This window comes from Agrobacterium salinitolerans (assembly GCF_002008225.1).
GTDB classification, from domain to species: Bacteria; Pseudomonadota; Alphaproteobacteria; order Rhizobiales; family Rhizobiaceae; genus Agrobacterium; species Agrobacterium salinitolerans.
Map to the genome: position 1 here is coordinate 21,358 of NZ_MRDH01000001.1, position 12,773 is coordinate 34,130.

Consider the following 12,773-nt stretch of genomic DNA (forward strand, 5'->3'; position numbering starts at 1 on the left):
CACTGATTTCCGGGATATTGCCGCTCTATAACCGGATTGCATCATAATTGCAATTCTTTGCGAAACAAATGACCTTTGTCTAATTGCCGTGCGCAATTGACCTGCTATGAATTCAACACATGCCTGAGGTGGGAGTCTCGGGCCGCGTCAGAAGCCATACCCGGTTCCAGGAGGAGTTCATGTCTGCCAAAATCTACCCGGTGCTCAAGTCGGCGAAAGCCCGCACGCTCATCGATAATGAGCGTTACCAGAAATGGTACCAGGAGAGCGTCGAGGATCCTGAAAAGTTCTGGGACAAGCACGGCCGTCGGATCGACTGGTTCAAGCCTTATACCAAGGTCAAGAACACGTCGTTCAAGGGGCGCGTGCCGATCAAGTGGTTCGAGGATGGCCTGACCAACGTTTCCTATAACTGTATCGACCGGCATCTGAAGACGCATGGCGAGCGCACGGCGATCATCTGGGAAGGCGACAACCCCTATATCGACAAGAAGATCACCTATAATCAGCTCTACGACTATGTCTGCCGTCTGGCCAACGTGCTGAAGAAGCACGGCGTCAAGAAGGGTGACCGCGTCACGATCTATATGCCGATGATTCCGGAAGCGGCCTATGCGATGCTCGCCTGCGCGCGCATCGGTGCGGTGCACTCCGTCGTCTTTGGCGGCTTCTCGCCAGAAGCGCTGGCCGGCCGTATCGTCGACTGCGAATCGACCTTCGTCATCACTTGCGATGAAGGCGTGCGCGGCGGCAAGCCGATCCCGCTCAAGGAAAACACCGACAAGGCGATCGATATTGCCGCCAAGCAATATGTCATCGTTAACAAGGTTCTGGTGGTACGCCGCACCGGCGGCAAGACCGGCTGGGCGCCGGGCCGTGACATCTGGTACCATCAGGAAATCGCTACCGTGAAACCGGATTGCCCGCCGGTGAAGATGCGCGCGGAAGATCCGCTGTTCATCCTCTATACGTCTGGCTCCACCGGCAAGCCGAAGGGCGTGCTGCACACCACGGGCGGCTATCTCGTCTATACGTCGATGACGCATGAATATGTCTTCGACTACAAGGACGGCGAGGTGTACTGGTGCACGGCCGATGTCGGCTGGGTCACCGGCCATTCCTATATCGTCTACGGGCCGCTTGCGAATTGCGCGACGACGCTGATGTTCGAAGGCGTTCCGAACTTCCCGGATCAGGGCCGCTTCTGGGAAGTCATCGACAAGCACAAGGTCAATATCTTCTATACGGCGCCGACAGCGCTCAGATCGCTGATGGGGGCGGGCGACCAGTTCGTGAAGCGCTCCTCGCGCAGCAGCCTGCGGCTTCTCGGCACGGTCGGCGAGCCGATCAATCCGGAAGCCTGGGAGTGGTATTACCATGTGGTCGGCGAGGACAAGAGCCCGATCGTCGATACCTGGTGGCAGACGGAAACCGGCGGCATTCTCATTTCGCCGCTGCCGGGCGCGACCGATCTGAAACCCGGCTCGGCCACAAGGCCGTTCTTCGGCGTGCAGCCGCAGCTGGTCGATGCCGAAGGTAATGTGCTGGAAGGACCGGCGGACGGCAATCTGTGCATCATCGACAGCTGGCCGGGCCAGTCGCGCTCCGTCTATGGCGATCACCAGCGCTTTGTCGATACATACTTCTCCACCTACAAGGGCAAATATTTCACCGGTGACGGCTGCCGTCGTGACGAGGATGGATATTACTGGATCACTGGCCGCGTGGATGACGTTCTGAACGTGTCGGGCCACCGTCTCGGCACCGCTGAAGTGGAATCGGCGCTGGTGTCGCATCACCTTGTTTCGGAGGCAGCCGTTGTCGGTTATCCGCATCCCATCAAGGGGCAGGGCATTTATTGTTATGTCACGCTGATGGCGGGCCAGAACGGCGATTATTCATTGCGCGAGGAGCTGGTGAAGCACGTCCGCAACGAAATCGGACCGGTTGCGACACCGGATAAAATCCAGTTCGCGCCGGGCCTGCCGAAAACCCGTTCCGGCAAGATCATGCGGCGTATCCTGCGCAAGATCGCCGAGGATGACTTTGGTGCGCTGGGAGATACGTCGACGCTCGCCGATCCGGCCGTTGTCGACGACCTCATCGCCAACCGGCAGAACCGTACGGCGTGATCCGTTGAAAGGCTGCTCCGGCAGCCTTTTTTCTATTGGCGATTTTCACAAACAAAAACACCCGGAGGCGGAACCTCCGGGTGTTTTTAGTTGTATGCAGTCAGGATTACTGGCCGCGGATCTTCTTCAGGTCCGCCAGAACGGCGTCGACGATGTCGGCGCCGATTTCAGCCTTGTGCTTTTCGTAGACAACCATCGACTTTTCGCGAATGCGCGCCTGTTCTTCAGGAGACAGCATGTTCACTTCGAGGCCAGCCGCCTTGATCTTTTCCAGCGACTTCTGGTTCAGCTCGCGGATGACCTTGCGCTCTTCGTCGCGGCCGACGACCGCGCATTCACGCAGGGCGGCCTGTTCTTCGGGCGTGTAGCTGTCGAAGATCGGCTTGGAGAAGAGGAAGAGGAACGGCGTATAGGCGTGGTTCGTCTCGGTGACGTATTTCTGCACCTCGTAGAACTTGGAGGTGTCGATCGTCACATAGGGGTTTTCCTGCGCGTCGATCGCGTTGGTTTCCAGCGCCGAGAAGACTTCGCCGAAGGCCATCGGCGTTGCATTGGCGCCGAGGTTCTGGAAGGTGTCGAGGAAGATGTTGTTCTGCATCACGCGGACCTTGAGGCCCGAGAAATCTTCCCACTTGTTCACGGCACGCTTGGAGTTCGACAGGTTGCGGAAACCGTTTTCCCAGTAGGCCAGGTTTACGAGGCCCTGTTCTTCCAGCTTCTTGTTCATCATGTCGCCGAAGGCGCCGTCCATGACGGCATCGGCTTCCTTGGCGTTGGAGAACAGGAACGGCAGGTCGAAGACGCCGAGCGACGGGATCAGGCCGACGAGCGGCGACGAGGACGTTACGACCGCTTCCTGAACGCCGGAGCGCAGGGCCTGGGTCGCCTGGAGGTCGCCGCCGAGCGCGCCGCCCCAGAATGCGGTCAGCTTCAGCTTGCCGCCCGACTTGTCGTCGAGGCAGGCCTGCATGGCCTTGATGCCGTTGCCGACCGGATGGTCCTGGTTGATGCCGTTGGAAACACGGATGTTGCGGCTGTTGAATTCGGCCATTGCCGGGGCAGCAGTGCCAACTGCGAAAGCGATTGCCGTGGTGGTCAGAAGAAGCTTTCTCATAATATCCTCCCTTGGATTGTTTGCGAGAAGCGGGTTGCGGGTTAACGGAGATACTGCAGTGGTACGAGGACGATGTCCGGGAAAATCACCAGAAGGAACAGCACGGCGACCTGTGTCAGCAGGAAAGGCAGTACGCCCGCCGTGACGCGGCCCAACGGAACCCTACCGACGCCGCTGACGACGTTCAGCACGACGCCAACAGGGGGCGTGATGAGACCGATACAGGTATTCATGATGAAGAGGACGCCGAAATAGACTGGGTCGATGCCCGCCTGCTTGATGATCGGCATCAGAACGGGCGTCAGGATCAGGATGGTGGGTGTCAGGTCGAGCGCAGTACCGACGACCAGGATCAGGACCATGATCGCAAACATCAAGAACATCGGACGGTCGATCAGCGGTTCGATGTAACCGACAACCTCGTTCGGAATGTTTGCAGCCGTGATAAGCCATGCGGAGACGAGTGCGGCGCAGACCAGGAACATGATGATCGAGGTGCTCTTGGCTGCGCGCAGGAGCACGTGCGGAAGCTCACTCGGCTTTAGTTCGCGGTAGACCACCATGCCGACAAACAGGGCGTAGGCAGCGGCCACGACAGCGGCTTCTGTCGGGGTCATGATGCCGGCCTTGATCCCTCCGAGAATGATAACCGGCATACCGAGCGCCCACCCGGCACGTGCTGTTGCCCGCATGCGTTGCTTGGCCGTGGTCTTCGGAAGCGGCGTTATGTTGTCCTTACGGACGACGAACAACCAGGTTGCGACCAATGAAAGGCCCATCAGCAGGCCCGGTACGATCCCCGCCATGAAGAGCTGGGTGATCGAGACGTTGGCGGCAACGCCGAAAACAATGAAGGCCATGGAGGGGGGGATGACCGGAGCGATGATACCGCCGGAAGCAATGAGACCTGCCGAGCGCGGCACGTTGTAACCGGCCTTCGCCATCATCGGGATGAGGATTGCGGCAAGCGCCGCGGTATCGGCTGCGGCCGAGCCGGAGATGCTGGCCATGATGATGGCCGCCATGATGGCGACGATCCCGAGACCGCCCCTGATATGACCGACGCAGGCGATCGCAAAATCGATGATGCGGCGGGAGAGGCCGCCAGAGTTCATCAGTTCACCGGCCAGAATGAAGAAAGGGATGGCGAGCAGCGTGAATGTATCCGCGCCGGCGATCATGTTCTGAGCGATGATCTGGGTATTGAACATGCCCATATACCACATGAGCACAACGCCGCAAAACATCAGCGAGAAAGCGACGGGAACGCCAATCGCCATAGCGCCGAGCAGAGAGCCGACAAAAACGAGGAGTGTCATGGTATCAGCGCTCCGAAAGCTGTTCGATCGTCATGTTTTCGCCCGCGAACTGGGCGATTTCGTCTTCCGTCACGCGGCCCGTAACGAGCCGGTACAGACGTTCCAGCGCAATGATGAACATCAGGGCGCCGGTGAACATGCCGATGCCGTAGACCCAGATCATCGATAGCTTGGTGACTGGCGCATGCATGCTGGCATTGATGCCAGACTGCTTCCACGTCCCCCAGAAGAAGATGGCGGAACAGGTGAGGATGACAATGTTTGATAAGATCATGCAGAGGATGCGGCCGCGGCGCGACAGGAACATCACCATGGTTTCGATACCCATGTGACCATGTTCCCTGAAGGCGACGACGGCGCCGGTGAAGGTGAGCCACACGAAAAAGAAGCGTGACAATTCTTCCGAGACGTTTATGCCCGAATTCATCGTGTAACGCATGACGACGTTGACGAAGACCATGATCGCCATGCCGGCAAGCAGCAGGACGAGAATGATTTCGAGAATCCGGTAAAAGAGATTGATGATCTTCTGCATTTTCCCCTCCCGAAGAAATATCTAGAGCAGCCCTCGTTTCGCCAGGTTGCGCATCAGGGCCGCGGTGCCGAACGTCCATTCCGGGCATTCGTCCGTCGTCGTGACCCAGTTGATCAGCTTACCGAGCTTGGGCGTGGAGATTTCGACACGGTCACCCTTCGAATGGGTGAAGCCGAGGCCTGGGCCATGGCGGTCCTTGACCGGCGCAAACATCGTGCCGAGGAAGAAGACGGCGCCGTCAGGATATTGGTGGTTACGGTTCAAGAGCTGGGAGCTAAGGTTTTCCGGCGTGCGGCTGATCGCCTCCATCGGGCTGACGCCCGTCATGGTGAAACCGTCTTCGCCCTCGACCAAAAGCGAGATTTGCGACCTCTTCACATCTTCAATGGTGAAGTTTCCGTCGAACAGGCGGATGAAGGGACCGATCGCGCAGGATGCGTTATTGTCCTTCGCCTTGCTGAGCAGCAGGGCGGAACGACCTTCGAAGTCGCGCAGGTTGACGTCGTTGCCGAGCGTTGCGCCGACGATGCGGCCGTCTGAGGTGATGGCGAGCACCACTTCCGGCTCCGGGTTGTTCCACTGCGACTTCGGGTGAACGCCGATCAGCGCTCCGCAGCCGACAGAAGCCATGGCCTGCGCCTTGGAGAATATCTCCGCATCCGGGCCGATGCCCACTTCCAGATATTGCGACCAGAGGCCCATTTCCTGGAGCAGTTTCTTCACTTCGGCAGCTTTTTCGGAGCCGGCCTCAAGTCCCTTGAGATTGTCGCCGAGAACCGGCGCCAGTCGTCCGCGAATTTCCTGCGCGCGCAGCGGATCGCCCTTGGCCTGCTCCTCGATCACGCGTTCCAGCATACTGTCGGAGAAAGTGACACCGGCGGCCTTGACGGCCTGAATATCGTTGGGGGCAAGGAGTTCGCCGGCGGAACCGTCCAGAAACGCTTCCAGCGCGCCGAGTGCGACAAGAGAGCCGGTGTCGGCGAGCCTCTGCACCAGATCCGTCTTTTCCAGAAGTTCGGACATGGTTGGGGAAATCGAAGTGAGGTCATAAAGCACGCCACCCTTCAGCAGGACAGGGCAGGGGCCGTCTTCGCTTTTCGACCAGACGCGGCCGACGAGCAGCGCGTTTTCGAAATCTTCAGGCAAAATTGCGGCAGCGTCGATGGACCTTTTTCCGGTCATGTAGTTCTCCCCTTCAGCACCCCACAGGCCGCCTCCTGCGGTCTTATTGTCTGGATGTCTGACAACCTAATCTTATTCTTCTTAGTATGACTTTTGCTGCGAGTCTAGCGGCTACGCCGACAAAATTATCGTGTTCCGTGCCTCAATTACCGGAAAATCGTAAACCTGTCCTATAGCTTTTTCGGCCTGCTCATTTGCGGCTCAGAAGATGTCGAGTTCGAGATTGACCCGACTTGCAGCACCGATCAGGTGCTTGCGCATGGCGTTCTTGGCAGCTGTGGCATCGGCCTTCTCGACGGCCTCGTAGATTGCCACATGCTCGGCGATCGTCACCTCGAGAATTTCACCAAAAACTGCACGCGAAAAAGCAATATTGATGGCGGAGCTGATGCGTTCCGCGATGAAGCCGAGGAACATCAGGAAATATTCGTTCTCAGTCGCTTCCGCCAGAATGCGGTGGAAGTCAAGATCGGCCGCGACGCCTTCCGTCGACCAATCGTCGGCGGTTTTCATCTTTTCCAAAGCTGCCGCCAGCCGCGTCAACTGCTGCGGGCTGCGGTGCAGTGCGGCCAGCCCGGCTGCTTCTATTTCCAGTGGCATGCGAAGCTGGAAAAGATCGCGGAAATTTTCCGGATCGTTCAGCCGCGATCGCTCGATTCGGATGGACAGTCTTTGCCGGGGATCGGTGACGAATGCGCCAACGCCCTGCCGGGTTTCGACAAAACCTTCGTTGCGCAATTGCGCGATCGCCTCGCGGATGACCGAGCGGCTGACCCCGAAGGTTTTTGCCAAAACATGTTCGGTTGGCAACCTGTCGCCCGGTCCGAGCTTCGAATCATTGATTTCGCGCGCAATCTCCGCAGCGATCCGGCCGGGCAGATGGTCGTTGCGATGAATCTGACTGAACTCCAGCGTCATGGTTGCTCCCGTTCCACAGAAACGATTGGTTCGTTTTCCCGCGGTAGGCGACTTCCTCCTTCGCCGTCCGCGGGGTTTTCAAAGGCGGCGCTTTCAGCCGCCTTCGCCGTCCTCGATTAGCTATCCGGTTGCAGGGTTATCTGGCAACCGGGATTCATCCGCAAATCAGGGTCGAAGGCGTTTTTCAGACCCGTGATCATCCGGCGCTGCACATCAGATAGCCGGCTTTCGAAATCAGAGCGTTTCAGGCGGCCGATGCCGTGTTCGGCGCTGATGCTGCCGATGTAGCGGTCGAGGACCTCGTTAACGAGTGTCTTGGACTTGTAGATAAATGCTTCGCGCTCTTCCGGCGTCGAACCGTTCGGCGGCAGCACGTTGAGGTGGACGTTGCCGTCTCCGACATGGCCGTAGGAAACCGCCAGGCACTCCGGCAGTTTTTCCGCCAGTTCCGCCTCGGCTTCTGCCACGAAAGCGGCGAGTTTCGACAAGGGCACGGAAATGTCGGTGCGCATATGTGCGCCGCGCAGCGCCTGCCCTTCGTTCATGCCTTCGCGGAACAGCCACAGCGATTGCGCCTGTGCCCGTGAAGAAGCGATCACGCCGTCCAGCACCAAGCCGTCTTCCATCACACCCTCAAGGAAGCGGCCCATCAGGTCGGCCGTGTCCACCAGACCGGAGCCTGAAATTTCCATTAGCACGTAAGCGGGGTAATCGCCGGCAATCGGCATTTTCAGGTCGGGTATAGCTTCGATCGCCAGCGTGAAGGCGACAGGCGGCATGAATTCGAAGGCGGACATCAGGTCGCAGCATTCGCGGCGCGCGCGGCGGTAAAGCTTGATGGCATCATCAAGCGAATTGAGGCCGAGAAGCGCCGTCTCGACATGTTCAGGATTAGGGTAAAGCTTGACGGCAACGGCTGTGACGATGCCGAGCGTTCCTTCCGCGCCGATGAAGAGTTGCTTCAGATCGATGCCGCGATTATCCTTGCGCAGCGTCGAAAGCCCGTTCCAGATGGTGCCATCTGGAAGGACCACTTCCAGACCCAGCACCAGTTCGCGGGTCATGCCGTAGCGCAGGACATTGATGCCGCCCGCATTGGTGGAGACGTTGCCGCCGATGCGGCAGCTGCCCTGTGCGCCGAGCGACAGCGGGAAGAACATACCCTTGTCCTCAACCGCATCCTTGAATTCCGAGAGAATGCAGCCGGCTTCCACGACGGCGGAAAAATCGTCGCTATCGATGGTGCGGATGGCGTTCATGCGCTCAAGGCTCAATACGACCTGACGCTTGGGGGCATCGGGAATGCCGCCGAGCACCAGACCGGTATTCCCGCCCTGGGGAATGATGGAGAGGCCGAGTTCGGCGCAGGCGCTGACCGTGTCGGAAACTTCCTTCGTCGAACGGGGGCGGATAACGGCCACGGCCGAGCTGGTGACGTCGCCATGCCAGTCGCGGCAATAGCGCAGCATGTCCTCTTGCGATGTCAGCAGCAAAGCTTCGCCCAGCCTGTTCTTCAGCGAGAACCGCAGTTCCTCGATATCGTGTTCGCTCACGATCGTCATTTCACCCTCTCCGTCCAATCCGCCCTAAAGTGCCCGGGCAAGGGACGTGCATTGATTTTGCCGGCGCCCTTGCTTTTTCCAGTTTGTAAAAAAATACTATTTTCAACTCGATCATATAAGGTTATCAGACAACCTTACAAGCTAATTTATCGGTCGGTCGGCCGATGATGTTTTTTCGGTCTCGGGAGAATGGTCGGGACAAAGAGGAGGAAGACATGCATATCGCAATCATCGGCGCCGCAGGCATGGTTGGCCGCAAGCTGACGCAGCGTCTCGTCAAGGATGGATCGCTGGGCGGCAAGCCGGTCGAGAAATTCACGCTTATCGACGTGTTCCAGCCTGAAGCGCCTACCGGTTTTTCTGGTGCTGTCGATGCACGCGCGGCCGACCTCTCCGCACCGGGTGAGGCTGAAAAGCTGGTCGAAGTCCGGCCGGACGTCATCTTCCACCTTGCCGCCATCGTCTCCGGCGAAGCTGAACTCGATTTTGACAAGGGCTACCGCATCAACCTCGACGGCACGCGTTATCTCTTCGACGCCATCCGCATCGCCAACGGCAAGGATGGTTACAAGCCGCGCGTGGTTTTCACCTCGTCTATCGCCGTCTTCGGCGCGCCGCTGCCCTATCCGATCCCGGACGAGTTCCACTCCACGCCATTGACCAGCTACGGCACGCAGAAAGCGATCTGCGAGCTGCTGCTTTCCGATTACAGCCGTCGCGGTTTCTTCGATGGTATCGGCATTCGCCTGCCGACCATCTGCATCCGCCCCGGCAAGCCGAATGCGGCCGCCTCCGGCTTCTTCTCCAATATTCTGCGCGAGCCGCTGGTCGGCCAGGAAGCGGTGCTGCCGGTGCCTGAGAGCATTCGCCACTGGCACGCTTCGCCGCGTTCCGCCGTCGGCTTCCTCATCCATGGCGCAACGATTGACGTGGAAAAGGTCGGCCCGCGTCGCAACCTGTCGATGCCAGGCCTCAGCGCCACCGTCGGCGAGCAGATCGAAGCGCTGCGCAAGGTCGCCGGCGAAAAGGCCGTTGCCCTCATCCGCCGCGAGCCGAATGAGATGATCATGCGCATGTGTGAAGGCTGGGCCCCCGGTTTCGAAGCCAAGCGCGCCCGCGAACTCGGCTTTACGGCTGAAAGCTCGTTCGAAGAAATCATTCAGGTTCATATCGAGGACGAACTGGGAGGTTCACTGAAATGAGTGCTGGCGGGGAGGAGAAGAAGCGGTCTGTCGCCTTTATCGGCACGGGCCTGATGGGCGGGCCGATGGCCCGGCGTCTGCTGGGCGCCGGCTTTTCGGTCACCGTCTGGAACCGTAGCGCCGATAAGGCCGAGGCGCTTGTTGCCGATGGCGCGGTCGTCGCTGCATCGCCGGCGGAGGCAGCCAGGGGCGCCGATATCGTCATCACCATGCTGAGCGACGGCAAGGCCGTGGGCGAGGTGCTTTTCGAGGCCGGCATGGCCGAAGCGCTGAAAAAGGGTGCTGTCGTGATCGACAGCAGCTCGATTGCGCCGCCGATTGCGCGAGAACATTCCTCCCGGCTTCAGTCGTTGGGCATCCATCACGTCGATGCGCCGGTTTCCGGCGGTGTGCCGGGCGCGACAGCCGGTACGCTCGCCATCATGGCCGGTGGGGACGAGACGCTGATCTCGGGTCTTGCCGATGTTTTCGCGCCGATGGGCCGGCTCACCTATGTCGGTCCCTCGGGTGCCGGCCAACTGTGCAAGCTCGCCAACCAGCAGATCGTCGCCATCACCATCGGCGCGGTTGCCGAGGCGATGATGCTGGTGGAAGCGGGCGGCGCATCGCGTGAAGGGTTCCGCAACGCCATTCGCGGCGGTTTTGCCGAAAGCCGGATTCTGGAGCTGCATGGCGACCGCATGGTGAAGCGCAACTTCGTCCCGGGCGGTCCGTCCAAGTTCCAGCTCAAGGATCTGAACGGCGTGCTGGCGACGGCCAAGGATCTCGCTCTCACCCTGCCGCTCACCCAGCAAGTCACGCGGGAATTTGATGATTTCGTCGGTGACGGCGGGGCCGATATCGATCATAGCGGCATCCTGCTTTACCTCGAAAAACTGAACAACCGGGAACAGGGCTGAAGCGATCTCATGAGCGACGACAAGACACCGATGCGCCGTTTGCGGTCGCAGGACTGGTTCGATAATCCCGAACATCTCGACATGACGGCGCTCTATCTGGAGCGTTTCATGAATTACGGCGTGACGCCGGAAGAACTGCGCTCCGGCAAGCCGGTCATCGGCATCGCCCAGAGCGGCAGCGACCTGACGCCCTGTAACCGCGTCCACGTGGAGCTGGTCAAGCGGGTGCGGGACGGTATTCGTGACGCGGGCGGCATTCCCATCGAGTTTCCGACCCATCCGATGTTCGAAAACTGCAAGCGCCCGACAGCGGCGCTCGACCGCAATCTTGCCTATCTGAGCCTCGTGGAGGTGCTTTACGGTTATCCGCTCGACGGCGTCGTTTTGACCACGGGCTGCGACAAGACTACGCCTTCGGCGCTGATGGCGGCAAGCACGGTGGATATTCCAGCCATCGTTCTATCCGGCGGGCCGATGCTCGACGGTTATCATGACGGCGATCTGGTCGGTTCTGGCACCGTCATCTGGCGCATGCGCCGTAAATACGGTGCTGGCGAAATCACCCGCGAGGAATTCTTGCAGGCGGCGCTCGAATCCGCGCCTTCGGTCGGCCATTGCAACACCATGGGCACCGCGTCCACCATGAATGCCATGGCGGAGGCGCTCGGCATGTCGCTGACCGGCTGCGGCGCGATCCCTGCAGCTTACCGTGAACGCGGCCAGATGGCCTATCGCACCGGCCGCCGTGCCGTCGAGCTGGTTGTCGAGAACATCAAGCCCTCCGACATCATGACGCGCGAGGCGTTTTTGAACGCGATCCGCGTCAATTCGGCGATTGGCGGCTCTACCAATGCCCAGCCACATCTGGCGGCCATGGCAAAACATGCGGGCGTGGAGCTTCGCGAGGAGGACTGGCAGGTTCACGGCTACGACATTCCGCTCCTTGCCAATGTCCAGCCGGCCGGTAAATGGCTGGGAGAGAAATATCACCGCGCCGGCGGCACGCCCGCCATCATGTGGGAGCTTCTCAACGCGGGCAAGCTCGATGGAGGCTGTCCGACCGTAACCGGCAAAACCATGGCGGAAAATCTTGAAGGCCGGGAATCCACCGACCGTGACGTGATCCTGCCTTACGATAAGCCGCTCAAGGAAAGGGCCGGTTTCCTCGTTCTCAAGGGCAATCTGTTCGATTTCGCCATCATGAAGACGAGCGTTATCTCGGCGGAATTCCGCCAGCGCTATCTGAGCGAGCCGGGCCGCGAGGGAATTTTCGAGGGCAAATGTGTGGTGTTCGACGGTTCGGAAGACTATCACGCCCGTATCAACGATCCGTCCCTTGATATCGATGAGCGCACTATTCTCGTCATTCGCGGTGCGGGGCCGCTCGGCTGGCCGGGTTCGGCTGAGGTCGTCAACATGCAGCCGCCGGATGCGTTGTTGAAAAAGGGTATCACCAGCCTGCCGACGATCGGCGACGGCCGGCAGTCGGGAACGGCGGACAGCCCGTCCATCCTCAACGCCTCGCCGGAAAGCGCGGCGGGTGGCGGACTAGCATGGCTGCGCACCGGCGATGTGATCCGCATCGATTTCAATGAAGGCGAGTGCAATGCGCTGGTGGCGGAGGCGGAGCTGGAAGCGCGCAAGGCTGACGGCATTCCCGCTGTTCCCGCGGATGCGACACCGTGGCAGCGCATCTATCGTAAATCCGTAACCCAGCTTTCGGATGGCGCGGTTCTGGAAGGTGCCGCAGATTTCCGCCGGATTGCCGAGAAGATGCCCCGGCACAATCATTGATCGCATAGGACAAAATCCCCGGCCATGCCCGGGGATCAGACCGCTGACAAACCCGTCGATATTTTCGGCGGGTTTTTTCTTTTTCGGGATGATGACGTTTTGTTGTGGTCTTTTAC

At 59.6% G+C, this 12,773-nt stretch carries 10 protein-coding genes; 4 read left to right on the forward strand and 6 right to left on the reverse strand.

All coding sequences use genetic code 11. The annotated features are described in order from the left end of the window. Window positions 1-179: 179 nt before the first annotated feature. The gene (acs, locus tag BS627_RS00100; protein ID WP_077981324.1) at window positions 180-2,132 is read left to right on the forward strand and encodes an acetate--CoA ligase; all 1,953 of its coding nucleotides are present in this window, start codon (window positions 180-182) and stop codon (window positions 2,130-2,132) included. Between the two features lie 106 nt (window positions 2,133-2,238). Here the strand turns inward: acs and BS627_RS00105 are convergent, their stop codons facing one another. The 6 genes from BS627_RS00105 to BS627_RS00130 all read right to left on the reverse strand — a co-directional run bounded on the left by BS627_RS00105 (window position 2,239) and on the right by BS627_RS00130 (window position 8,762). Beyond that, entirely contained in the window at window positions 2,239-3,246 is a 1,008-nt protein-coding gene (locus tag BS627_RS00105) for a TRAP transporter substrate-binding protein (RefSeq protein WP_077981312.1), read from the reverse strand. A gap of 41 nt (window positions 3,247-3,287) precedes the next feature. Further along, on the reverse strand, window positions 3,288-4,565 hold the full coding sequence (locus BS627_RS00110; RefSeq protein WP_077981313.1) for a TRAP transporter large permease: 1,278 nt from the start codon (window positions 4,563-4,565) through the stop codon (window positions 3,288-3,290). 4 nt (window positions 4,566-4,569) lie between these two features. Next, complete coding sequence (locus BS627_RS00115; protein ID WP_077981314.1) at window positions 4,570-5,100, reverse strand: TRAP transporter small permease; 531 nt, start codon at window positions 5,098-5,100, stop codon at window positions 4,570-4,572. Window positions 5,101-5,121: 21 nt separating this feature from the next. Continuing rightward, window positions 5,122-6,282 (reverse strand): fumarylacetoacetate hydrolase family protein, encoded by a 1,161-nt coding sequence (locus BS627_RS00120; RefSeq protein ID WP_077981315.1) that lies wholly within the window; start codon window positions 6,280-6,282, stop codon window positions 5,122-5,124. Window positions 6,283-6,483: 201 nt separating this feature from the next. Then, the gene (locus BS627_RS00125) at window positions 6,484-7,200 is read right to left on the reverse strand and encodes a FadR/GntR family transcriptional regulator (RefSeq protein ID WP_077981316.1); all 717 of its coding nucleotides are present in this window, start codon (window positions 7,198-7,200) and stop codon (window positions 6,484-6,486) included. A 116-nt stretch (window positions 7,201-7,316) separates the two neighbouring features. After that, complete coding sequence (locus tag BS627_RS00130; RefSeq protein WP_077981317.1) at window positions 7,317-8,762, reverse strand: FAD-binding oxidoreductase; 1,446 nt, start codon at window positions 8,760-8,762, stop codon at window positions 7,317-7,319. Between the two features lie 215 nt (window positions 8,763-8,977). On the opposite strand from BS627_RS00130, the gene denD reads away from it, so the two are divergent. Genes denD through BS627_RS00145 form a run of 3 tightly spaced genes read left to right on the forward strand, consistent with a single transcriptional unit; the run spans window position 8,978 to window position 12,657 of the window. Continuing rightward, a complete protein-coding gene (denD, locus tag BS627_RS00135) occupies window positions 8,978-9,964 on the forward strand; it encodes a D-erythronate dehydrogenase (RefSeq protein WP_077981325.1) in 987 nt (328 codons plus the stop codon). Beyond that, on the forward strand, window positions 9,961-10,863 hold the full coding sequence (locus tag BS627_RS00140; protein ID WP_077981318.1) for an NAD(P)-dependent oxidoreductase: 903 nt from the start codon (window positions 9,961-9,963) through the stop codon (window positions 10,861-10,863). The genes denD and BS627_RS00140 overlap by 4 nt, the downstream gene beginning before the upstream one ends. 9 nt (window positions 10,864-10,872) lie before the next feature. Beyond that, entirely contained in the window at window positions 10,873-12,657 is a 1,785-nt protein-coding gene (locus BS627_RS00145) for an IlvD/Edd family dehydratase (RefSeq protein ID WP_077981319.1), read from the forward strand. The last annotated feature ends 116 nt before the right edge of the window (window positions 12,658-12,773 follow it).

What these genes read in the sequence shown, in the direction of transcription:
- denD (WP_077981325.1), top strand. Translation starts at nt 8,978, where the DNA reads ATGCATATCGCAATCATCGGCGCCGCAGGCATGGTTGGCCGCAAGCTG.
- BS627_RS00105 (WP_077981312.1), bottom strand. Translation starts at nt 3,246, where the DNA reads ATGAGAAAGCTTCTTCTGACCACCACGGCAATCGCTTTCGCAGTTGGC.
- BS627_RS00130 (WP_077981317.1), bottom strand. Translation starts at nt 8,762, where the DNA reads ATGACGATCGTGAGCGAACACGATATCGAGGAACTGCGGTTCTCGCTG.
- BS627_RS00115 (WP_077981314.1), bottom strand. Translation starts at nt 5,100, where the DNA reads ATGCAGAAGATCATCAATCTCTTTTACCGGATTCTCGAAATCATTCTC.
- BS627_RS00140 (WP_077981318.1), top strand. Translation starts at nt 9,961, where the DNA reads ATGAGTGCTGGCGGGGAGGAGAAGAAGCGGTCTGTCGCCTTTATCGGC.
- acs (WP_077981324.1), top strand. Translation starts at nt 180, where the DNA reads ATGTCTGCCAAAATCTACCCGGTGCTCAAGTCGGCGAAAGCCCGCACG.
- BS627_RS00110 (WP_077981313.1), bottom strand. Translation starts at nt 4,565, where the DNA reads ATGACACTCCTCGTTTTTGTCGGCTCTCTGCTCGGCGCTATGGCGATT.
- BS627_RS00145 (WP_077981319.1), top strand. Translation starts at nt 10,873, where the DNA reads ATGAGCGACGACAAGACACCGATGCGCCGTTTGCGGTCGCAGGACTGG.
- BS627_RS00125 (WP_077981316.1), bottom strand. Translation starts at nt 7,200, where the DNA reads ATGACGCTGGAGTTCAGTCAGATTCATCGCAACGACCATCTGCCCGGC.
- BS627_RS00120 (WP_077981315.1), bottom strand. Translation starts at nt 6,282, where the DNA reads ATGACCGGAAAAAGGTCCATCGACGCTGCCGCAATTTTGCCTGAAGAT.